Source organism: Nonomuraea cavernae (assembly GCF_040655715.1).
Lineage (GTDB): Bacteria > Actinomycetota > Actinomycetes > Streptosporangiales > Streptosporangiaceae > Nonomuraea > Nonomuraea cavernae_A.
In genome coordinates this window covers 85,618-105,888 of the sequence record NZ_JBFAKL010000006.1, presented here as the reverse complement: position 1 = coordinate 105,888, position 20,271 = coordinate 85,618, and the positions used below count along the sequence as shown (strand labels likewise).

Annotated in this window: 19 protein-coding genes; 8 read left to right on the top strand and 11 right to left on the bottom strand. The window is 70.3% G+C overall.

Features of this window, described 5'->3' with window-relative positions; translation table 11 throughout:
- Positions 1-5: 5 nt before the first annotated feature.
- Together AB0I38_RS10835 and AB0I38_RS10830 are read left to right on the top strand one after the other, a co-directional pair.
- Positions 6-1,079 carry an adenosine deaminase gene (locus AB0I38_RS10835; RefSeq protein ID WP_358465450.1) on the top strand — a complete coding sequence of 358 codons (1,074 nt, stop codon included), beginning with the start codon at positions 6-8 and terminating at the stop codon, positions 1,077-1,079.
- The gene (locus AB0I38_RS10830; protein WP_358465447.1) at positions 1,076-1,687 is read left to right on the top strand and encodes a hypothetical protein; all 612 of its coding nucleotides are present in this window, start codon (positions 1,076-1,078) and stop codon (positions 1,685-1,687) included. Before AB0I38_RS10835 ends, AB0I38_RS10830 begins: the two co-directional genes overlap by 4 nt.
- Positions 1,688-1,728: 41 nt before the next feature.
- Here the strand turns inward: AB0I38_RS10830 and AB0I38_RS10825 are convergent, their stop codons facing one another.
- From AB0I38_RS10825 to AB0I38_RS10815, 3 genes are read right to left on the bottom strand one after another with little or no spacing between them, the layout of a single operon-like run.
- The gene (locus AB0I38_RS10825; protein WP_358465444.1) at positions 1,729-2,463 is read right to left on the bottom strand and encodes an enoyl-CoA hydratase/isomerase family protein; all 735 of its coding nucleotides are present in this window, start codon (positions 2,461-2,463) and stop codon (positions 1,729-1,731) included.
- Entirely contained in the window at positions 2,460-3,968 is a 1,509-nt protein-coding gene (locus AB0I38_RS10820; RefSeq protein WP_358465441.1) for an AMP-binding protein, read from the bottom strand. Before AB0I38_RS10820 ends, AB0I38_RS10825 begins: the two co-directional genes overlap by 4 nt.
- Complete coding sequence (locus tag AB0I38_RS10815; protein ID WP_358465438.1) at positions 3,961-4,656, bottom strand: TetR/AcrR family transcriptional regulator; 696 nt, start codon at positions 4,654-4,656, stop codon at positions 3,961-3,963. Before AB0I38_RS10815 ends, AB0I38_RS10820 begins: the two co-directional genes overlap by 8 nt.
- Before the next feature lie 79 nt (positions 4,657-4,735).
- Here AB0I38_RS10815 and AB0I38_RS10810 point away from each other — a divergent pair, with 79 nt between their 5' ends.
- Genes AB0I38_RS10810 through AB0I38_RS10800 form a run of 3 tightly spaced genes read left to right on the top strand, consistent with a single transcriptional unit; the run spans position 4,736 to position 6,975 of the window.
- Positions 4,736-5,554: a MerR family transcriptional regulator gene (locus tag AB0I38_RS10810; protein ID WP_358465435.1), complete on the top strand. Its 819-nt coding sequence runs from the start codon at positions 4,736-4,738 to the stop codon at positions 5,552-5,554.
- Complete coding sequence (locus AB0I38_RS10805) at positions 5,554-6,477, top strand: sigma-70 family RNA polymerase sigma factor (RefSeq protein WP_358465432.1); 924 nt, start codon at positions 5,554-5,556, stop codon at positions 6,475-6,477. Before AB0I38_RS10810 ends, AB0I38_RS10805 begins: the two co-directional genes overlap by 1 nt.
- A gap of 12 nt (positions 6,478-6,489) precedes the next feature.
- Entirely contained in the window at positions 6,490-6,975 is a 486-nt protein-coding gene (locus tag AB0I38_RS10800; RefSeq protein WP_358465429.1) for a GyrI-like domain-containing protein, read from the top strand.
- Here AB0I38_RS10800 and AB0I38_RS10795 read toward each other — a convergent pair.
- The 5 genes from AB0I38_RS10795 to AB0I38_RS10775 all read right to left on the bottom strand — a co-directional run bounded on the left by AB0I38_RS10795 (position 6,972) and on the right by AB0I38_RS10775 (position 12,946).
- On the bottom strand, positions 6,972-8,375 hold the full coding sequence (locus tag AB0I38_RS10795) for an ATP-binding protein (protein WP_358465426.1): 1,404 nt from the start codon (positions 8,373-8,375) through the stop codon (positions 6,972-6,974). The two genes, AB0I38_RS10800 and AB0I38_RS10795, sit on opposite strands and share 4 nt — an antisense overlap.
- A 272-nt stretch (positions 8,376-8,647) precedes the next feature.
- Positions 8,648-10,279: a phospho-sugar mutase gene (locus AB0I38_RS10790; RefSeq protein ID WP_358465423.1), complete on the bottom strand. Its 1,632-nt coding sequence runs from the start codon at positions 10,277-10,279 to the stop codon at positions 8,648-8,650.
- Positions 10,276-11,109, bottom strand: a complete 834-nt coding sequence (locus tag AB0I38_RS10785; protein ID WP_358465420.1) for a purine-nucleoside phosphorylase — start codon at positions 11,107-11,109, stop codon at positions 10,276-10,278. Before AB0I38_RS10785 ends, AB0I38_RS10790 begins: the two co-directional genes overlap by 4 nt.
- 1 nt (position 11,110) lies before the next feature.
- Positions 11,111-12,415 (bottom strand): M20/M25/M40 family metallo-hydrolase, encoded by a 1,305-nt coding sequence (locus AB0I38_RS10780; RefSeq protein ID WP_358465417.1) that lies wholly within the window; start codon positions 12,413-12,415, stop codon positions 11,111-11,113.
- Positions 12,416-12,493: 78 nt separating this feature from the next.
- A complete protein-coding gene (locus tag AB0I38_RS10775; RefSeq protein ID WP_358465414.1) occupies positions 12,494-12,946 on the bottom strand; it encodes a gamma-glutamylcyclotransferase in 453 nt (150 codons plus the stop codon).
- Positions 12,947-13,019: 73 nt separating this feature from the next.
- On the opposite strand from AB0I38_RS10775, the gene AB0I38_RS10770 reads away from it, so the two are divergent.
- Positions 13,020-14,408 carry an NAD(P)H-quinone dehydrogenase gene (locus AB0I38_RS10770; protein ID WP_358465411.1) on the top strand — a complete coding sequence of 463 codons (1,389 nt, stop codon included), beginning with the start codon at positions 13,020-13,022 and terminating at the stop codon, positions 14,406-14,408.
- A 107-nt stretch (positions 14,409-14,515) separates the two neighbouring features.
- On the opposite strand, the gene AB0I38_RS10765 is transcribed toward AB0I38_RS10770, so the two are convergent.
- The 3 genes from AB0I38_RS10765 to AB0I38_RS10755 form a co-directional block, all read right to left on the bottom strand.
- Entirely contained in the window at positions 14,516-15,874 is a 1,359-nt protein-coding gene (locus AB0I38_RS10765; protein WP_358465408.1) for a hypothetical protein, read from the bottom strand.
- 115 nt (positions 15,875-15,989) lie between these two features.
- Positions 15,990-17,735 (bottom strand): acetyl/propionyl/methylcrotonyl-CoA carboxylase subunit alpha, encoded by a 1,746-nt coding sequence (locus AB0I38_RS10760; RefSeq protein WP_358465405.1) that lies wholly within the window; start codon positions 17,733-17,735, stop codon positions 15,990-15,992.
- A gap of 63 nt (positions 17,736-17,798) precedes the next feature.
- Positions 17,799-18,524, bottom strand: a complete 726-nt coding sequence (locus tag AB0I38_RS10755) for an SDR family NAD(P)-dependent oxidoreductase (RefSeq protein ID WP_358465401.1) — start codon at positions 18,522-18,524, stop codon at positions 17,799-17,801.
- A gap of 123 nt (positions 18,525-18,647) precedes the next feature.
- On the opposite strand from AB0I38_RS10755, the gene AB0I38_RS10750 reads away from it, so the two are divergent.
- The gene (locus AB0I38_RS10750; protein ID WP_358465396.1) at positions 18,648-18,920 is read left to right on the top strand and encodes a WXG100 family type VII secretion target; all 273 of its coding nucleotides are present in this window, start codon (positions 18,648-18,650) and stop codon (positions 18,918-18,920) included.
- 138 nt (positions 18,921-19,058) lie between these two features.
- The gene (gene mycP, locus AB0I38_RS10745; protein ID WP_358465393.1) at positions 19,059-20,186 is read left to right on the top strand and encodes a type VII secretion-associated serine protease mycosin; all 1,128 of its coding nucleotides are present in this window, start codon (positions 19,059-19,061) and stop codon (positions 20,184-20,186) included.
- The last annotated feature ends 85 nt before the right edge of the window (positions 20,187-20,271 follow it).

The window sequence follows — 20,271 nt, the reverse complement described above, 5'->3', positions numbered from 1 at the left end:
GCGAGATGAGCCCCACGATTGACCAGATTCGGCGGGCGCCGAAGGTGCTGCTGCACGACCACCTCGACGGCGGCCTTCGGGCCGGCACCATCGTGGAGCTGGCGCGGGAGACCGGCTACGGCGCGCTGCCCACCACCGACCCCGACAACCTCCGCACCTGGTTCGAGGAGGCGTCCGACTCCGGGTCGCTGGAGCGCTACCTGGAGACGTTCGAGCACACGGTCGGCGTGATGCAGACGCGGGAGAGCCTCATGCGGGTCGCCGCCGAGTGCGCCGAGGATCTCGCCGCCGACGGCGTCGTCTACGCCGAGGTGCGTTTCGCGCCCGAGCAGCACACCACGACCGGGCTCAGCCTCGACGAGGTGGTCGAGGCCGTGCTGGAGGGGTTCGCCAAGGGCTCCGCGGGGCGCGGCATCCGGGTCGGCACCCTGCTGACCGCGATGCGGCACAAGGCGCGCTCGATGGAGATCGCCGAGCTGGCCGTGCGCTACCGCGACGTCGGCGTGGTGGGCTTCGACATCGCCGGGGCCGAGGCCGGCTACCCTCCCACCCGGCACCTCGACGCGTTCGAGTACCTCCAGAGGGAGAACGCGCACTTCACGATCCACGCGGGCGAGGCGTTCGGGCTGCCGTCGATCTGGCAGGCCATCCAGTGGTGCGGGGCCGACCGGCTGGGCCACGGGGTGCGCATCATCGACGACATCTCCGTGGCCGACGACGGCGCCGCCAAGCTGGGCCGGCTGGCCGCCTACGTGCGTGACAAGCGCATCCCGCTGGAGATGTGCCCCACGTCCAACCTGCAGACCGGGGCCGCCACCTCGATCGCCGACCACCCGATCGGGCTGCTGCGCCGCCTCTACTTCCGGGTGACGGTCAACACCGACAACCGGCTGATGAGCTCGACCAACCTGTCGCTGGAGTTCGCCAAGCTGGCCGAGGCGTTCGGCTACGGGTGGGACGACCTGCAGTGGTTCACGGTCAACGCGATGAAGTCGGCGTTCATCCCGTTCGACGAGCGGCTGGCGCTGATCAACGGGGTGATCAAGCCGGGGTTCGCGCAGATCAAGTGGCAGTCGTGAAGCACGTCTACCGGTCCCGGTTCGCCTTCGTCCTCGGTTGGGTGTGGGTGGCGTTCGTCGCGATCAACACGGTCGATTTGATCTACCGCTACACCGGCAAGCCGTCGATGGTGGCGCTGGCCGTGCTCGGGGTGCTGACCACGATCGTCTACACGACCGCGCTGCGGCCCGCCACGGTGCTCGCCGAGGACGAGTTGGTCGTCCGCAACCCGCTGCGCACCACGTACGCGCCGTGGGCGGCGGTGACGGAGGCGACCGTGTCGCACTCGATCAACGTCCACCTCGGCGACGACCGGATCCTGCGCCTGTGGACTCCGACCAGTTCGGCCAGGGAGCGGGCCAAGGCACGGCGCCGGGTCGGGGCGAGGCCCCAGCGAGGCCGGTTCCCGACCGAGCCCACCCTGTCCAAGGGCGAGCAGGCCGCGGCCGAGGCGTTCGCCGGCAAGACGCACGCCGACTGGCTGGGCGAGCAGATCACCGAGCGCGCCGAGGCGGTCGGCCGGCGCGGCGAGCAGGCCGCCCCGGTCCGGCAGAGCTGGGCGATCGACTCGTTCGCGGTCCTCGCCGTGGCGCTCGCGCTGGTGATCGCCGCGCTCGTGGTGCCCTGACCACCGCGCTCGTGGTGCCCTGACCGCCGCGACGACCGCCGTCAGGCCGTCCGCCGGTTGATGAAGCGCTCCATGCCCGCCTGGGCGATCCCGGTCTCCTCCACCTGCCTGGCCGCCTCCGTCTCGGCCGCGAAGGCCCGTTCGACCTCCTCCAGTGACGGCCGGAGCAGCCTCAGGTGGACGGCGGTGGCCGTGCCGGGCAGCGTCCACCGGTGGACGAGCCCGATCGCGGTCGCCACGAGCGTGTCCGGCTCGACGATCTCGTCCAGGAGCCCGGCCGACTGCGCCTCGGCCGCGCTCAGCCGCGCCGAGTCGAGCACGAGCCGCAGTGCCCGGCCTCCCACCAGCCTGCGCAGCAGATGGCTGGAGGCGTTGGAGACGGACAGCCCGATGTGGTTCTCCGGCAGGAAGTACTCAGCCGACGGTGTGCCGATGCGGGAGTCGAAGCAGAGCGTCCACTCGGCCGCGCCGCCCACGGCCAGGCCGTTGACCGCGCCGACGACCGGCACCTGGGTTTCCAGCACCGCCCTGGTCAGGTCGTGGAAGAGCTCGACCTCGTCGAGCAGCGACTGCCCGGCGGCCTCGTTGATGTCCTCGCCGGCCGAGAACGCCCGCCCGGTGCCGGTGACGACGATGCCCCTGGCCGCTTTGCCGTCCCCGTGGCTCCGGACGGCGGCGGCGAGCTGCCTGCGCATGCCGGCGGTGAGGGCGTTGAGCTTGTCCGGTCGTCGCAGGGTGATCACGGCCACCTCGTCGCGTACGGTCACGTCGATCATCGGGTCTCCTGTTCCACGGCGATGGCTCCGGCACGCTGATCGCGTACGGGATACAGCAGGTGGCGCTTCTCGATGCGGGCCGACGGTGTCAGTGAGAACTCGTCGACGAACTCGACGTACGCCGGGATCTTGAATCTGGCCAGACGTTCCCTGGCCAGGCCGATCACGCTCATGGCCGTGTCACGGTCGGGCGCGTGGCCGGGACGAAGCTGGATGAAGGCCTTCGGCAACTCGCCGAAGAGCTCGTCGGGGATGGGCACCAGGGCGGCGGACAGCACCGCCGGATGCCGGCCGAGCACGCGCTCGACCTCTGCGCAGGAGATGTTCTCGCCGCCCCTGCGGACCATGTCCTTAATCCGCCCCGAGTGGTGGACGTAGCCGTCGTCGTCGCGGAAGCCCAGGTCACCGGTGTGGTACCAGCCGCCCTGGAAGGCCTGGGCGGTGGCCTCGGGATGGTTCCAGTAGCCCTTCATCATCGGGATGCCCCGCACCACGATCTCGCCCTGTCGCCCGTCGGGAACCTCCTCGGGCGGGACGCTGCCCGGCCGGGCGATCATGACCTCCTTGCCGGGGGGAGGCAGGCCCATGGCGCCGGTGCCGACCGTCTCGGCCGCCTCTGGGGCGACCAGCAGGTCGGCGCCGGACTCGGTGGAGCCGTAGAGCTCGCGCCAGGGCGCGCCCCAGCGTTCCTCGAAGGCGGCGTGCAGGTCGGGGGCGATCCCGGAGCAGAGCACGAGTCGCATCCGGTTGTCCCGGTCCAGGGGGTGCGGCGGCTGCTTGAACATCAGCATCGGCATCGTCCCCAGCACGTAGGTCAAGGTCGCGTCGTGCTCGCGGACCGACGGCCAGAAGCCCGAGGCGGAGAAGCGGGGGAGCACCACCTGGGGGATGCCGCCGAGCAGGCAGAGGAGCATGGTCCACTGCGGATCCATGTAGGAGTAGGCCTGGGCGATCAGCATGACGTCGTCGTCGCGGACTCCGATCCGGTCGGCGACGATCCGGGCGGTTCTGAGCCAGTAGTCGTGGGTGAGCATGCAGGCTTTGGGGAATCCCGTAGTCCCCGACGTGTACTGAAAATTCGCTACATCGTGCCGGTCGAGGGAAATTTCGGGCGGACTCCACCGGCCGGCGGCGAGGTCCCGCACGTCGTAGACCGTGCCGGGGATGTGGGCGGCGTGCTCGGAGGTGGTCAGGGTGGCGACGGCCCCCGAGTCACGCAGCACGTGTTCCAGGTCGGCCGCGCGATACCGGACGTTCACCGGCACCGTGACCGCTCCGGCCTTGAGGATGGCCAGCCAGCTCAATGGCCATTCCTGGACGTTCTCCATCATGACGGCCACCCGGTCGCCCGGTCGCACGCCCTTGGCGGCCAGCGCCCCGGCCAGCCGGTCGCTCCGTTCGTCGGTCTCGGTGAAGCTCAGCGAAGTGTGCGGGAAGCGGAGGAACTCGCGCCGTCCGTACGTTCTGGCGGCGTACCTGAGTAAGTCGGGGATCGTGTCAGACATTCGGCGGCTCCCACGGATAGGCCGGCAGCAGGGAGAAGTCGCACGTCGCGACGGTCTGGGCGGGCGCGCGCACCGCGGCCAGGCCGATCGCCACGAATTCGGCGCACACCTGCTCCAGCGTGGAGTCACCGTCAGGGCGATACCACTCGCTGGTGCCGGTGCACATGGACATCAGGGCGAGGCGGGTCAGCCTCCGGTCGGCGACGCGGAAGGCGCCCGCCGAGACCCCGTCGTCGAGGGCGCGGCGCCAGCGCTCCTCGTAGGCGTCGCGCAGCGCGATGATCTCGTCGTGGGCGGTCGATCCGGGGGTGAGGGAGCGGAGCTCACCGTCCATCACCCGGGTGAGCATCGGATTGAGGGCGTGGATGGCGGTCAGTGAGCTGATCAGCAGGGCGAGCCGGTCCACCGGCCGCCGGGCGCCGTCCAACATCAGATCGGTCGAGTCGATCAGCCCGCGGTGCCCGGCCCGCATCAGGTCGGCGAGGAGGGCCTCCTTGCTCGACACGTGGTGGTAGATCCCGGCATTGGTCATGTTGATGGCCCGGGCGAGGTCCCTGATGGTCGTCGCGGCGTAACCCTGCCGCGCGAACAACAGCACGGCCGCCGTCCTGATCCGCAGGCGCGCGTCAGCGTCGCGGTCAGTGAGGTAGCCCTTCAACGCCGCACCTACCGAACGTTCGGTCGCCATAAATGGAACATAACCCATCAAAGGAAACCTGCCTAGTGTTGACCCTGACACCGTGTGAGCCCGTACACCTGGAGAGGTCATGTTCAGCATCGGAGATTTCGCCAGGCTCGGGCTCGTGTCGGTGCGCATGCTGCGCCACTACGACGCGATCGGGCTGCTGCGACCCGCGCACGTGGACCCCGCCACGGGGTACCGCTCCTACCAGGCCGCGCAGCTGTCCCGGCTCAACCGCATCGTCGCGATCAAGAACCTCGGCTTCACGCTGGAGCAGGTCAGGACGATCCTCGACGACAAGGTGACCGCGGCAGAGCTCCACGGAATGGTACGGCTGCGCCGCGCCCAGCTGGAAGCGCAGATCAGTGCCGATCTGGCCAGGTTGCGCGTGGTCGAGGCGAGACTCCGCACCATCGAGACAGAGGGATACATGCACCCCGAGGAAGTCGTGGTCAAGAAGCTTGACCCGATCACGGTCGCCGAGCTCAGCGCCACCGCGGCGAGTTACGAGCCCGAGGACATCGGCCCGGTCATCAAGCCGCTCTTCGCCGAGATCTGCGCGCGGCTGGAGTCCGCCGGCGTGCCGATCACGGGACCCGGCATCGCCTACTACGTCCCGGAGGACGACGGCGCCGTGCGCGTGCACACCGCGTTCCCCGTCTCCGCCGGCCCGCACGACGACCACGACTTCGAGGTGGTCGTCCTGCCCGGCATCGAGACCGCGGCCACGATCATCCACCACGGCTCCATGGACGAGGTCGGGACGACGTTCCAGACGCTGGCCCACTGGATCGAGGAGAACGGCTACCGGTCGGTCGCCCTGGCCAGGGAGATCTCCCTGCACTGCCCGGACGACCTCGACGAGTGGGTGACCGAGCTCCAGATCGAGGTGGTCCCGGCCTAGTGGACGCCACCGAGCTGGAGTCGCACCGGACCGAGCTGACCGGCTACTGCTACCGCATGCTCGGCTCCGGGTTCGAGGCCGAGGACGCCGTGCAGGAGACGCTGGTCAAGGCCTGGCGCGGCGGTTACGACCCGGCCCGGGCGCCGCTGCGTCCGTGGCTGTTCCGCATCGCCACGAACGTCTGCCTCGACATGCTGCGCGGCACCCAGCGCCGGGCGCGGGCGATGGACCTCGGTCCCGCCTCCTCACCCGGCGCCGACCTCGGCGCGCCGCTGCCGGACCACAGGTGGGTCCAGCCGGTGCCCGACGGCCGCGTGCTTCCCGCCGACCCCGCCGAGCTCGCCGTCGCGAAGGAGACGGTACGGCTGGCGTTCGTCGCCGCGCTGCAGTCCCTGCCGCCCCGCCAGCGGGCCGTCCTGATCCTTCGCGACGTGCTGCGCTGGAGCGCGGCGGAGGTGGCCGGACTGCTCGGCGGCAGCGTCGCGGCGGTCAACAGCGCGTTGCAGCGGGCCAGGGCCACCCTGCCCGCCTCCCCGGAGCCGCGGCAGGAGGTGGACGAGCGGTTGCTGGCCCGCTACGTGGACGCGTTCGAACGCTACGACGTCGACGTGCTCGTCTCGTTGCTGCACGAGGACGCGACGATGTCGATGCCGCCGTTCGCGTGGTGGCTGCGCGGGCGTGCGGAGATCCGCAAGGCGATGCTGGGCGCCGACGCGCCCTGTGGCGGCTCCCGCCTGGTCCCGGTCCGGGCCAACGGCTCGCCCGCCTTCGGCCAGTACGTACGAGGGGAGCCGTTCGCCCTGGTGGTGCTCGAAATCGAGCGGGGGTTCGTCACCGAGACGATCACCTGCCTGGACACCCGGTTGTTCCCGTTCTTCGGCCTGCCGATGAGTTCCGGGCAGTTGCTTCGTACAGGTGAGTGAAGGAGGACGACAATGCCCAACATCGTGGAACACCCCGACCGTCCGTACGTAGGGGTGCGCAGGACCATCACCATGACGACCTTCAGCGAGGTCGCCGACCGCATCGGCGAGCTGGTCGGCTGGCTCGCCCAGCGCGGGATCGCCCCGGCCGGAGCGCCGTTTCTCCGTTACGACAGCATCGACATGGCGGCCGACCGGCTGGTGGTCGAGGCCGGCGTGCCGATCGTGGAGCCGGTGACGGGCGAGGGCGACATCTTCGCCGCCCACCTGCCCGCCGGGCGCTACGCGACCGTGACCCACCACGGCCACCCCGACCAGCTCGCCGGCGTCGTCGAGGCGCTGCTGAAATGGGCGGCGGAGCGGGACCTGGCGTGGGACATGTCCGAGAAGGACGGCGCCGAACACTGGGGCTGCCGCCTGGAGCTCTACCGGACCGACCCACGCGTGGAGCTCGACCCCAGCAAGTGGGACATCGACCTGGAGTTCCGCCTGGCCTAACGCCAGACGTCCAGCAACTGCTCGGGCGTCACGTGCCTGACCCCCTCCACGTCGCACCCGCTGCGCGAGACCGCGTAGAGCGGCGTGGAGGTGTCGGCCCCGGGCATCTTGGACCGGTGGACGATCAGCTCGCTCAGGTCATGGCGGTCGAACGGCCGGTTCTCCAGCCACTTGATCGACCCGACCATCGTGATCTTCTTGGCCACCGGCTCCCGGTCGGTGCCAACGAGGTCGATCTCAGGATCGTTGGTCCTGGTCCAGTAGCCGCCCACGGCGCCCGTACCCTCGGGCAGCCCGTCCATCCGCCGCAGCGACTCGCGGATGAGCGGCTCCACGGCCATCCCCCGCCATGACGTCCATGATGTGTGGATTCGCCGCAGCACCAGGTCACCACGCCCGCGATAGATCTCTGGCAGCCCCGGTTCAATGAAGGACAACCAGAACCGCAGATGCGCGTCACTGATGTGGTAGCGGGTCTCTCTCGCTGGGCGTGTGGACAGCGGAAGCTCGGCTGTGAGCATGCGCTTCTCAAGGAGCATCTGCAGCCCCCTCTTGACCGAGGTGCTGCCTATCCCACCAGCGGCCTTCATGATGGACGAGTACGTACGCTGCCCCGAACCGAGCGCCTTCAGGAGCACTCTGGCTTGGGCGTCGGGCGAGAACTCCGCGGCCATGGCGCGTTCGCCACTCACCGTCAGCGCGGACGTGCCATCCGGGATGGTGCTGTCGAGGAACTCACTCGCGGTGGCGCCCACGGGCCATTCGTCCAGGATCATGGGGAGCCCGCCGGAGATGAGGTAGGCATCGATGGCTTCCGCGGCTGGCAATTCCAACTTGCTCGCGACATCCGCGGGAGTGAGCGGATTTACCACCATTTCCGACGCTCGCATGTAGAACGGGCGGTTGTACTGGTTGATGGCTTCCATGATGGACATGTCGGAGCCGATCAGGATGAGCAGCGTGGGACGGCGAGAGAACTCGCGATCGAAGAGGCGCTGAAGTTGGCCTTCGAGGTGGGGATCCTCGTTGATCATAAAGGGCAGTTCGTCGAGGACGATGATGCTCGGCGAATCCTGGGGGATGGCATGGGCCAGGAGCCGCAGGGCGCTGTCCCATGAGGTCGGCGCTACCTCGTTGAAGAGAGAGGCGTCAGGCAGATTCGAGGCCGCCGCGTCCGCGTTGAACCGTTCGAGTTGTTCGATGAAGGGTTCCTGCGCTGCTGTGTAGAACAAGCTGGGCACCCCGGACCGGAGGATGAACTCCTCAACCAGGCGCGATTTTCCGACTCGACGTCGGCCACGCATCAGGATGGCGCGCCCTGGCCGATCTCCCGCCCCTACTCGGGTGAAGAACCGCTGCAGAGACGAAAGCTCACGATCCCGGCCGATGAAACCGTCCATCCGGGCCCCCATGACACCTGAGGGTCCAAGTTTGGTGGGACCAAATTTGGACCCACCAAACTTGGACCTGCCAAACTTGGTCCCTCGACTCTAGGCGCCAGTCTGTACCTCCGCATTAGTCTCATCCATGAGACTGACAAGGAGATTGGTCTCACGATGTGATTCCATGAGCCCATGCCGGAGATTGGTCTCACGATGAGACCATCTCGTCGACAGGACCACGTCTGGTTGGTCCAGAGTGGTGGGTCCAGATGTGGTCCTGGCAGGCGGCGTCATAGCCCCAGGGTGGCGGCCAGGTCTGTTTTCAGAGCTTCCAGTTCCTCGGCCGCGTGGGTGCGGGCCGACGTGACCTCGCCCGTCACCGGGACGACAACCTCCAGGTAGCACTTGAGCTTGGGCTCGGTTCCCGAGGGCCGGACCACCACCCGGGCGTCGCCCGACAGCAGGAAGCGCAGCCCCTCGGTCGGTGGCAGCTCGCCACCCTCGGCCAGGTCGTCGATCCTGGTCACGGTACGGGTGCCAAGGGTGGCGGGAGGCTTGGCGCGCAGGCGGGCCATGGCGTCGGCGATCAGTGACAGGTCGTCGACCCGGAGCGAGAGCTGCGACGTGGCGTGCAGGCCGTAGCGCCTGGCCTGGTCGTCGAGCAGGTCGGCCAGAGTGCGGCCGGCCTGCTTGGCCTCCGCCGCGATCGCGGCCACGGTGAGCGCGGCGCCGATGCCGTCCTTGTCGCGCACCGGCAGCCCGGCGTCGGAGCCGACGCTGTAGCCGATCGCCTCCTCGTAGCCGAAGACGAGGCCGGGCCCCGCCTTCATGATCCACTTGAAGCCGGTCAGGGTCTCGCCGTAGCGCACGCCGTGCGCTCGCGCGATCTTGCCGAGCAGCGTCGAGGACACGATCGTGGTGGCCACCATGCGGTCGCCGGTGGTGTGCGTGATCACGTGCTCGGCCAGCAGGCCGCCCAGCTCGTCGCCGGTCAGCATGCGGAACGTGCCGCCGCCCAGCGACACCCCCACGGCGCACCGGTCGGCGTCGGGGTCGTTGGCCAGCACCAGGTCGGCGTTGATCTTGGAGGCGAGCGCGATGGTCAGGTCCATCGCCCCCGGCTCCTCGGGGTTGGGGAAGGCGACCGTGGGGAAGTCGGGGTCGGGATCGCGCTGCTCCTCGACCGACATCGGGCTCTCGAACCCGGCGTCCAGGAACGCGCCCGTCAGGGTGGCGCCGCCGACGCCGTGCAGCGGGGTGTAGGCGACCCGCAGCTCCCGCGCCTCACCGAGGGGAAGCGCGGTGAGGGCTTCGAGATAGTCGTCGACGATGGCGTCGCCCAGCTCGGTGAGGGTGCCGGGCCCGTCGAGCGGCAGCCGGTCGACCCGGCCCACGGCGTCGATGGCGGCGGAGATCTCGCTGTCGATCGGCGGCACGATCTGCGAGCCGTCGCCCCAGTAGACCTTGTAGCCGTTGTCCCTCGGCGGGTTGTGGCTGGCCGTGACCATCACGCCCGCGTCGGCGCCGAGCCGGTGGACGGCGAAGGCCAGCACGGGCGTCGGCAGCGGGCCGGGCAGCAGCGAGACGTGCAGCCCGGCGCCGGTCAGCACGGCCGCCGTGTCACGGGCGAACACGTCGGACTTGTGCCGGGCGTCGTAGCCCACGACCACGTGCCGCCCCGGGCCCAGCACCCCGGCCAGCCCGGCGGCGGCCCGCATGACGGTGACCTGGTTCATCCGGTTGGGCCCCGCGCCCAGCTCGCCCCGCAGGCCCGCGGTGCCGAACTCCAGCTTGGTGTGGAAGCGCTCGCGCAGCGCGGCGAGGTCCTCGCGCTCGATCAGGCCGGACAGCTCGGCCCGGGTGTCGGGGTCGGGGTCCTGGAGCAGCCACTGGCGGGCCCGGCGGAGGAGGTCGTCGCTCACAGCCGGTCCACGACCTTGGCCAGCAGGACGCCCATGCGGGCGGCGGTGGCGCGGCCGACCGCCAGGACCTCCTCATGGTCGAGCACCTCACCGCCCAGGCCGGCCGCCGCGTTGGTGACCAGCGAGAGGCCGAGGACGTCGAGGCCGGCCTCGCGGGCGGCGATGGCCTCCAGCACGGTGGACATGCCGATCAGGTCGCCGCCGAACGTGCGCAGCATCCGGATCTCGGCGGGTGTCTCGTAGGTCGGGCCGCGGAAGGCGACGTAGACGCCCTCGGCGAGGGTCGGGTCGACCTCGTGCACGAGCGCGCGCAGCCGCCGCGAGTAGACCTCGGTGAGGTCGATGAACGTGGTGCCGGTGATCGGGTTGGTGCCGGTCAGGTTGATGTGGTCACTGATCAGCACCGGGTCGCCGACCTGCTGGGTCTCGGGGCGCAGGCCGCCGGCCGCGTTGGTCAGCACGACCGTGCGGACTCCCGCGGCGGCGGCGGTGCGCACGCCGTGGACGACCGCCTCGGGGCCGTGCCCCTCGTAGAGGTGACTGCGGCCGAGGAAGACGAGCGCGTGACGGCCACTGTCGGTGCGTACGACCCGGATCCGGCCACCGTGCCCGGCCACGGCGGGCGCCGAGAAGCCCGGCAGGTCGGTGAAGGGGATCTCGGCGACCGTCCGCCCGAGCGCGTCGGCGGCCGGGACCCACCCGGAGCCCATGACGAGGGCGACGTCGAAGGTGTCGTGACCGGCGGCGCTCCTCAGCGCGGCGGCGGCCTCCTGGGCCAGGGAGTAGGCGTCGTTGCTCGCGTCGGGGTTGCTCGCGTCGGGGTTGTTCACGTCAGTAGTTTAGGAGCAGCCTGTCGAGCACCCGCACCCCGAACTGAAGCGCCTCGACCGGCACCCGCTCGTCCACGCCGTGGAACATCGAGGCGAAGTCCATGCCGGCCGGCAGCCGCAGCGGCACGAACCCGAACCCCCGCACACCCAGGTCGGCGAAGAACGTCTTGTTGTCGGTGCCGCCCGACATGCAGTAGGGGATGGCCCGCGCGGTGGGGTCCTCGGCCTTCAGCGCCGCGATCATCGACTCGACCAGGGCGCCGTCGAACGTGGTCTCCAGCGCGATGTCGTGGTGCACGAACTCCCGGCGGATCTTGGGCCCGATCAGCGAGTCGACGGTCTTGAAGAAGTCGTCCTCGTGTCCGGGCAGGAAACGCCCGTCGATCACGGCCGTGGCCTGGCCGGGGATCACGTTGGACTTGTAGCCGGCATCGAGCTGGGTGGGGTTGGCCGTGTGGTGCAGCGTGGCCCCGACGAACCGGACCAGCGGCCCGATCCGCTCCAGGATCGGCTCGGGAGCGTCCTCGTCGAACGGGATGCCGAAGGCGTCGGCGACCTCGGTCAGGAACCGGCGCACGGTCGGCGTGAGCGTGATCGGCCAGTCGTGGGCGCCCACGCGGGCCACCGCCCTGGCGAGCTCGGTGACCGCGTTGTCGGAGTTGAGCATCGAGCCGTGCCCGGCCGTGCCGTCGGCGACGAGCCTCATCCAGGCCAGGCCCTTCTGCGCGGTCTCGATCAGATAGAGCCGCAGCGACGGGTCGACCTCCAGGGAGTAGCCGCCGACCTCGCTGATCGCCTCGGTGACGCCCTCGAACAGCTCGGGGTGGTGCGCGGTGAGGTGCTTGGCGCCGTAGGTGCCGCCCGCCTCCTCGTCGGCCAGCCAGGCGAAGACCAGGTCGCGGCGCGGCCGGCGGCCGTCGCGGGTGAGCTGCCGCAGCACGGCCAGCATCATCGCGTCCATGTCCTTCATGTCCACCGCGCCCCGGCCCCAGATGTAGCCGTCGCGCACCTCGCCCGCGAACGGGTCGACCGACCAGTCGGCCGCGTTGGCCGGCACCACGTCGAGGTGGCCGTGCACCAGCAGCGCGGGCAGCGACGGGTCGGTGCCCGCGACGCGGGTGATCACGTTGCCCCGGCCGGGCGCGCTCTCGATGTAGGTGGACTCGATGCCCACCTCGGCCAGCCTGGCCATGACGACCTCGGCGGCTGCGCGCTCCCCGGGGCCGCTGCCGTCGCCGTAGTTGCTGCTGTCGACGCGGATCAGCTCGACGCAGAGCTCCGCGACTTCCTTCTCGGCTGGGGTCATGGTGTCTTCTCCAGGGTGAGCATGCCGGACTTGTGCGGGTGGCCGTGTTCGTAGGCGCGCCTCTCCCGTCGCGCTGCGCTAGTCGCCGAGCGACTTGCAGGGGCGTCCCCGCAGCTCCTTGACGTAGTCGTCGGGGGCGCCCGCCCGCTCGGCCGCGTCGGCCAGGATGCCCAGGTAGCGCGCGGACGGCAGGCCGCCCTCGTAGCCGTCGAGCACGTAGAACCAGGCCACCTGGTCGCCCTCAAGGGTCTGCACCCGCAGCCGCACCTTGTGGTGGAGGCCGCGCGCCGCGCCCTCCCACTGGTCGAGCGACTGCTCGTCCGACTCGGGCACGTCGTAGAGGACGACGAAGACGTGCTCGTCGGGATCTTCGACGATGGTGGCCATCGCGCCTTCCCAGCCGATGTCCTCCCCGCCGAACGTCAGGCGCCAGCCCTGCAGCCAGCCGACGTCACGCATCGGAGAGTGCGGAGCGCGCATGGCCATCTGCTCCGGGTCCATGTTGCTGCCGTAGGCGGCGTAGACAGGCACAGCAGACAAGAGTAGCGCGCGGCCGGCCGCCCCGTTTCTCCAGCGGGTCGCGGCATGCGGAAGAATGGGACATGTGACGAGGATTGTGATCATCGGTGGCGGACCAGGCGGCTACGAGGCGGCGCTGGTGGCTGCGCAGTTGGGCGCGCAGGTCACGATGGTCGAGCAGGACGGCCCTGGCGGGGCGTGCGTGCTGACCGACTGCGTGCCGTCCAAGACGCTGATCGCCACCTCGGTCCGCAAGCAGGCGCTGCTCGACGCCTCCTCGCTGGGCGTCGCGTTCTCCGGTGGCGGCGACGGCGACATCGGCGTGGCGACCGTGGACCTGCCGCTGGTCAACAAGCGGGTCAAGGAGCTGGCGCAGGCCCAGTCGGCCGACATCGCGACCAGGGTCGCCGCCGAGGGCGTCGAGATCGTCAACGCGCGTGGCCGGCTGGTCGACCCGCAGGTGGTCAGGGCGGGCGACCGTACGATCCGGGCCGACGTGGTGCTCGTGGCCACCGGCGCCACGCCGCGCGTCCTGCCGGGTGCCGAGCCCGACGGCGAGCGCATCCTCAACTGGCGTCAGCTCTACGACCTCGACGAGGTGCCCGAGCACCTGATCGTGGTCGGCTCCGGCGTCACCGGCGCGGAGTTCGCCGGCGCCTACCGTTCGCTCGGGGCCGAGGTGACCCTCGTCTCCAGCCGCGACCGGATGATGCCCAACGAGGACGCCGACGGCGCGGAGGTGCTCGAAGAGGTCTACCGCCGCCGCGGCATGAACGTCATGGGCCGCTCGCGCGCCTCCTCCGTCAAGCGCACCGACGACGGCGTCGTGGTGACGCTCGAAGACGGCCGCACGGCCGAGGGCTCCCACGCGCTGATGACCGTCGGCATGGTGCCCAACACCGGCGGCATCGGGCTGGAGGAGGCCGGGGTGCAACTCGACCGCCAGGGCTTCGTCAAGGTCGACAAGGTCTCGCGCACCTCCGCCCCCGGCGTCTACGCCGCGGGCGACTGCACCGGCGTGCTCATGCTCGCCTCGGTCGCCGCCATGCAGGGCCGCATCGCCGTCTGGCACGCGCTCGGTGAGGCCGTCCAGCCGCTCCGGCTGGCCACGGTCGCCTCCAACATCTTCACCGACCCCGAGATCGCGGCCGTCGGGGTGGCGCAGCGGGCCATCGAGGCGGGCGAGATCGAGGCCAACGTGGTCAAGCTGCCGCTGGCGACCAACGCCCGGGCCAAGATGCAGGGCTTCAACGATGGCTTCGTCAAGCTCTTCTGCCGGCCCAACACTGGCATCGTGCTCGGCGGCGTCGTGGTGGCGCCCCGGGCGTCGGAGCTGATCCTGGCGGTCTCGGTCGCGGTCCAGCAGCGTCTGACCGTCGACCAGCTCGCCCACACGTTCGCGGTCTACCCGTCGCTCTCCGGCTCCATCACCGAGGCGGCCCGCCGCCTCATGCAGCCCGAAGCGGCCATCTGACCCCCTCCCTGTGCACGGCGCGGTTCGCGCGAAGGCCCCTTACAACCGCCTGCAACGGCGAAGGCGCGCTCCCCGGAGGGAACGCGCCCGATCGTCGGAGCGGGGGACTACCAGTCGCCGCCGCCGAAGTCGCCACCACCGAAGTCTCCGCCGCCGAAGTCTCCGAAGCCGCCGCCGCCACCGAAGTCGCCGCCGCCGCTGAAGTCTCCGCCACCGCCGTCGGAGTAGCCGCCGCCGAAGCCGCCCATCATCGCGCCGGACATCATGGAGCCCATCATCGTGCCGATGAACATGCCGGTCATGACGTCGCCGAAGCCGCCGTAGTAGCCGTAGGCGTAGGGCTGGTAGGCCGGGCCGGCGTCGTAGTAGGGCCGGCGCTGGCCGTCGACCATGACCTCGCGCATCTGCGGGTCGAAGCCGCGCTCCACGGCCTCGGCGTCGGAGGCGCAGGCCGGGACGTCGCGCACCGCGCCACCGGGCGGAGCCCAGCGCACGTCACGCGCGGACGGGCCGTGCTGCGGGTTGAAGAAGCAGGGGGCGCGCCGCTCGGGCACCGGCTGGTCGTTGACCTTGGCCTTCACCACGGCCAGCGCGTAGCGGCCGTCCTCGAGCGTCTGGGTCACTTCGCGCACCTGGTCGGCCCGCTCCACCGCGGCGAGCTGCGTCTTGGCCTTCTCGTAGGAGTCGAGCGCCTGCTGCCACTCGTCGATGTGCTGCCCGCCCTGACCGGAGAGCGTGACGTCGGTGTCGAGCGAGGTGATCTCCTCGCCGAGTTTGGTGACGTCCTCCTCGACGGTCCCCTTGACCGCCGCCAGGTCCTTGGCGTCCTGGATGGCCTGCTTCTTCTTGCGGTTCTTCGAGTAGAGGAAGTAGCCGCCGCCGCCGACCAGCGCGAGCACGCCGAGGCCGACCAGCACGCCGCCACCGCCACCGCCGCTGCTCGTCGAGCCGGACTTGAGTGCGGAGTTGGTCTTGCCGTCGGCCATCAGGTTGACCCGCTGGACGAAGTCCTCCATGCCGCTCACGATGTTGTCGCTGTTGCGTACGGCGAGCTTCGACAACTGGTCGGTCATCCCGCTGCGGCCGAAGTTGGAGCCCGCGAAGAACGAGTTGCCGTCGAGCACGGCCACGGTGACCTGGCCACCGTTCTTGGCCTTGACGGCCGCCTCGCCCAGCTGGCCGACATAGGTCTTGGGGTCGGTCACCGATCCGTCGGGCAACGCGGCGACGTAGATGTCGCTCTTGGAATCCTGCAGAATGTCGCGAATCTTGTCCTGCTGGTCCGAGCTCAAGGCGGAGCCGGACGCCACATACAGGGGATCTTTCTGGTCCTTCCAATGGGCCAGCACAGTCGCGGCGTCAGGGGGCGCGGCCGCGTGAGCGGCGGGGGACAACGCAAGGACGACGAGTAGACCGGCGATCAGAGCCGCGAACGCGGCCCCGGTTCGGCGCAGCGAATGGGTCATTGGCAGCAAGCCTCCTTCGCCCATGAGGACGAACGGGCGATCGGCAAAGTTCCTCACCCCGCACGTTACCCGTACGGGGCGTGATGGAGGCATGGCGCATGGGACCGCCAGGTCCTCAGGCGTCCTTGATCTCGCAGATCGTCGCGCCGGAGGTGACGGTCTGCCCGACGGCCGCGCTGAGCCCGGTGACCGTGCCCGACTTGTGGGCGGTCAGCGGCTGCTCCATCTTCATGGCCTCCAGCACCACGACGGTGTCGCCCTCGGCCACGGTGTCGCCGTCGCCGGCCACGACCTTGACGATCGTGCCCTGCATCGGGCTCACCAGGGCGTCGCCGCCCGCGGCCGCCTTCTTCGCGCCGCCCGCGCCACGCTTGGGCTTCTTGTTCGCGGAGGGCGTAGCCCCCGAGACGCCGAGGCCCGCCGGGAGGACCACCTCCAGGCGCTTGCCGCCGACCTCGACGGTCACCGTCTCGCGTGTCGCGGGCTCGTCGGCCGCCACGTCGCCCGTGTAGGGCTCGATCGTGTTGTCGAACTCGGTCTCGATCCACCGGGTGTGGACGGTGAACGGCTCGGCGGCGAAGGCCGGGTCGGACACGACCGCGCGGTGGAAGGGCAGCACGGTCGGCATGCCGTCGATCTCGAACTCGGCCAGTGCCCGGCGGCTGCGTTCGAGCGCCTCGCGCCGGGTGCGCCCCGTCACGATCAGTTTGGCCACCAGTGAGTCGAACGTCTGCGGCACGGTCATCCCGGCCTCGTAGCCCGAGTCGAGCCGGACGCCGGGCCCCGACGGCGCGCGCAGGACGGTCAGCGTGCCCGGCGCGGGCAGGAAGCCCCGGCCGGCGTCCTCGGCGTTGATCCGGAACTCGATCGCGTGGCCGCGCAGCACCGGGTCGTCGTAGCCGAGCGTCTCGCCGTCGGCGATGCGGAACATCTCGCGTACCAGGTCGACGCCCGCGACCTCCTCGGTCACCGGGTGCTCGACCTGCAGCCGGGTGTTGACCTCCAGGAAGGAGATCGTGCCGTCCTGGCCCACGAGGAACTCGCAGGTGCCGGCGCCGACGTAGCCGGCCTCGCGCAGGATCGCCTTGGAGCTGGAGTAGAGGATGTCGAGCTGCTCCTGGCTCAGGAACGGCGCGGGCGCCTCCTCGACCAGCTTCTGGTGGCGGCGCTGGAGCGAGCAGTCGCGGGTGCTGACCACGACCACGTTGCCCTCGTGGTCGGCCAGGCACTGGGTCTCCACATGGCGGGGCCGGTCGAGGTAGCGCTCCACGAAGCACTCGCCGCGGCCGAAGGCGGCCACGGCCTCGCGCACGGCCGACTCGTACAGCTCGGCCACCTCGCCGAGCGTGCGCGCGACCTTGATGCCGCGCCCGCCGCCGCCGTAGGCCGCCTTGATGGCGATCGGCAGTCCGTGCTCCTCGGCGAACGCCACCACCTCGTCGGCCCCGGAGACCGGGTCCTTGGTGCCGGCGACCAGCGGCGCGCCGACCTTCTGGGCGATGTGCCTGGCCTGCACCTTGTCACCGAGCGCGGCGATGGCGGCGGGCGGCGGGCCGATCCAGATCAGGCCCGCGTCGAGGACGGCCTGGGCGAAGCCGGCGTTCTCGGCGAGGAAGCCGTAGCCGGGGTGCACCGCGTCGGCGCCGGAGCGCTTGGCGACGTCGAGCAGCTTGCCGAAGTCGAGGTAGGTCTCGGCGGGGGACTGGCCGCCCAGCGCGTAGGCCTCGTCGGCCACCCGCGCGTGCAGTGAGTCGAGGTCTTGGTCGGCGTAGACCGCGACGCTCCCGATCCCGGCGTCCTTACAGGCGCGGGCCACACGGACCGCGATCTCACCACGGTTGGCGATCAGAACCTTCTGCACCGACGTTCGTCCTTCCTCGGCGGGCAACTCAAGGGAGTGTAAGTGCTGGCTGTCGGCTCGCCGTCAGCGGCCCAGGTATGCGCCGCCGTTCACGTGCAGCACCTGCCCCGTGAGGTGTCTCGCGCCCCGTGAGGCGAGGAAGACCACGGTGTCGGCGATGTCGGCCGGAGTGCCGGGCCGGCCGTTGCGGGTGTTCTCCACCCGGGCCCTGATGCCCTCGTCGGTCAGCCGGCCGCGGAAGAACTCCGTGTCGACCACCAGCCCGGGCGAGACCACGTTCGCCGTGGCCCCTTTGGCGCCGAGCTGGGCCGCGAGGTCGGCGGTCCACGATTCGAGCGCCGCCTTGGCCGCGCCGTACGAGCCGGAGCCGGTGCCACGGGCGGCGATCGAACCGATCGAGACGACCCGGCCGCCCTTGCCGATGCGCGGCAGCAGCGCGGTCGTGACGAGCACGGCGGACATCAGGTTGGCGTTGAGGTTGGCCCACCAGGCCTCGGCCACGGCCATCAGGTCGCCGTCGCCGGGCTCCTGGCGGTCCAGGTTGGTGTTGCCGCCCGCGTTGTTGACGAGTACGTCCACGCGCTCGGGCAGGCTCGTCACGGCCTCCTGCACGGCGACGGGGCTGGCCGCGTTGAACGGCACGGCCGCGCAGCCGAGACGGCCGGCCGCCTCCTTGAGCACGTGCTCGCGGCGGCCGGTGATCGTGACGTGGTCGCCGAGTGAGACGAATGCGGATGCGATGGCATATCCGATGCCGGTGCCACCGCCGGTCACCACAACCTCGCGCATGGCCGGATGCTCCTTAAATCCGAATAATCCTCTGGATGACCATAGCCGCTCGGTATAACGCGGGCGATGGATTGGTGCCGCGCCTACGGTGAGGGCGCTATCACGACGATCCAGGAGGTATGCATGAGCCAGAGTCTGCTCGGTGGCGACCCCAACGAGATGCAGTTGATGGCCACCCAGTTCACCCAACAGTCCGAAGCCGTGCGCACCACGATGACCGCGCTCGACCGCGAGGCGGCGAAGGTCGGCACTGCCTGGACCGGTCCGGGCGCCGTGCGCTTCCAGGGCGCCTGGCAGAACTACCGGGTCGCCTTCCAGCGGATGACGGAGGAGCTGCAGGAGGCCGCCCGGGTCATCAACACCTACCGGGGCAACATCGAGTCCGCGACGCGCTGAAGCCCGCGTGAGAGCCCCGGCGAGCGTGCCGGGGCTTTCTGACGCCCGGGCCTTTTTCTCCGTGCTCTTCTGGTGTCCGGGTTTTCCGCCCGGATACGAAACCGGGGCAATATATGCTTCTCGGTCATGATCGTACGGATGCTCCTGGCATGCGGGCTGGCCGTGGGGGTCGCCACCGTGCCGGTCGCCGCACACGCCGCGCCCGTTCGATGTGAGCCCGAGAAGGGCTCGATGCAGGTAGGGGAGTCCTGGGCGCAGCGCCGCCTGGACGCGCGCAACGTATGGAGGCTGAGCCGCGGCGAGGGCGTCAAGGTCGCGGTCATCGACAGCGGCGTGGACATCAGGCACCCCTCCCTGGCCGGGCAGGTCCTGAGGCAGGTCGACCTCACCCAGACGGGTCATCGCGACTGCATGGGGCACGGCACCGCGACCGCCGGCATCATCGCGGGCCGCTACCTGCAGGGCGTCCCGTTCTACGGGGTCGCGCCGGGGGTCCGGCTGATCTCGTACAAGCAGACCAACGAGCAGAGTGGCGATGTCGGGAAGCTCGCGGACGCGATCAGCAAGGCGGCGGCGGCCGGCGTGGACGTGATCAACGTCTCGGTGCAGGCGAGCGACCAGCCCGACCTGAAGGCGGCGATCAACGACGCGCTGTCGCGCGACATCGTGATCGTGGCGGCGGCCGGGAACATCGACAAGGACGGGGTCACCACGCCCGCCTATCCGGCCGCCTACGAGGGCGTGCTGTCAGTGGGCGCCGCGAGCGAGGAGGGCGGGCTGTCCGACTTCTCCAACACCGGCTCCAGGGTCGGCGTCGTGGCCCCCGGCGAGAAGATCACCAGCACCTGGACCGGTCAGTCCTTCCGCAACGACCTCAAGGGCACGAGCTTCGCGGCCCCGTACGTCGCGGGAGTGGCCGCGCTGGTGCGATCGAGGTATCCGCGCCTGAACAACGAGCAGGTACGGCGGCGCATCGAGAAGACGGCCGACGGCGCGCTGGGCGACGGCACCGGGGCGGGCATGGTCAATCCGCTGCTCGCGGTCACCGCGGTGCTCCCGTCCGAGCAGGTCGCGGTGGCCGCGCCGCTGCCGCCCCCGCTGGCCGAGGGGGTGGTGACGAAGGCGCCGCCGGTCGACCAGCGGGCGATCGACGTGGCGACGGCGCTGGGGGCGGGGGCGCTGACCCTGGCGTTGTTCGTGGTCGTCGCCCGCGTGGTGGTGCCGATGGGCAGGCGGCGTGGCTGGCGGGCCGGTCAGCAGAACTGACGGGTTCCGCACAGTGGACGATCAATCCGGTAGCGATCGTTTTGGTGCGCAAACGGGTGATGTTGATGTGTCACATTTGGTTCAA

Bases quoted from the DNA above. Each gene is read 5' to 3' on its own strand.
- AB0I38_RS10835 (WP_358465450.1), top strand. From the start codon at position 6: ATGAGCCCCACGATTGACCAGATTCGGCGGGCGCCGAAGGTGCTGCTG.
- AB0I38_RS10825 (WP_358465444.1), bottom strand. From the start codon at position 2,463: ATGATCGACGTGACCGTACGCGACGAGGTGGCCGTGATCACCCTGCGA.
- AB0I38_RS10820 (WP_358465441.1), bottom strand. From the start codon at position 3,968: ATGTCTGACACGATCCCCGACTTACTCAGGTACGCCGCCAGAACGTAC.
- AB0I38_RS10815 (WP_358465438.1), bottom strand. From the start codon at position 4,656: ATGGCGACCGAACGTTCGGTAGGTGCGGCGTTGAAGGGCTACCTCACT.
- AB0I38_RS10810 (WP_358465435.1), top strand. From the start codon at position 4,736: ATGTTCAGCATCGGAGATTTCGCCAGGCTCGGGCTCGTGTCGGTGCGC.
- AB0I38_RS10800 (WP_358465429.1), top strand. From the start codon at position 6,490: ATGCCCAACATCGTGGAACACCCCGACCGTCCGTACGTAGGGGTGCGC.
- AB0I38_RS10795 (WP_358465426.1), bottom strand. From the start codon at position 8,375: ATGGACGGTTTCATCGGCCGGGATCGTGAGCTTTCGTCTCTGCAGCGG.
- AB0I38_RS10780 (WP_358465417.1), bottom strand. From the start codon at position 12,415: ATGACCCCAGCCGAGAAGGAAGTCGCGGAGCTCTGCGTCGAGCTGATC.
- AB0I38_RS10765 (WP_358465408.1), bottom strand. From the start codon at position 15,874: ATGACCCATTCGCTGCGCCGAACCGGGGCCGCGTTCGCGGCTCTGATC.
- AB0I38_RS10755 (WP_358465401.1), bottom strand. From the start codon at position 18,524: ATGCGCGAGGTTGTGGTGACCGGCGGTGGCACCGGCATCGGATATGCC.
- AB0I38_RS10750 (WP_358465396.1), top strand. From the start codon at position 18,648: ATGAGCCAGAGTCTGCTCGGTGGCGACCCCAACGAGATGCAGTTGATG.
- mycP (WP_358465393.1), top strand. From the start codon at position 19,059: ATGCTCCTGGCATGCGGGCTGGCCGTGGGGGTCGCCACCGTGCCGGTC.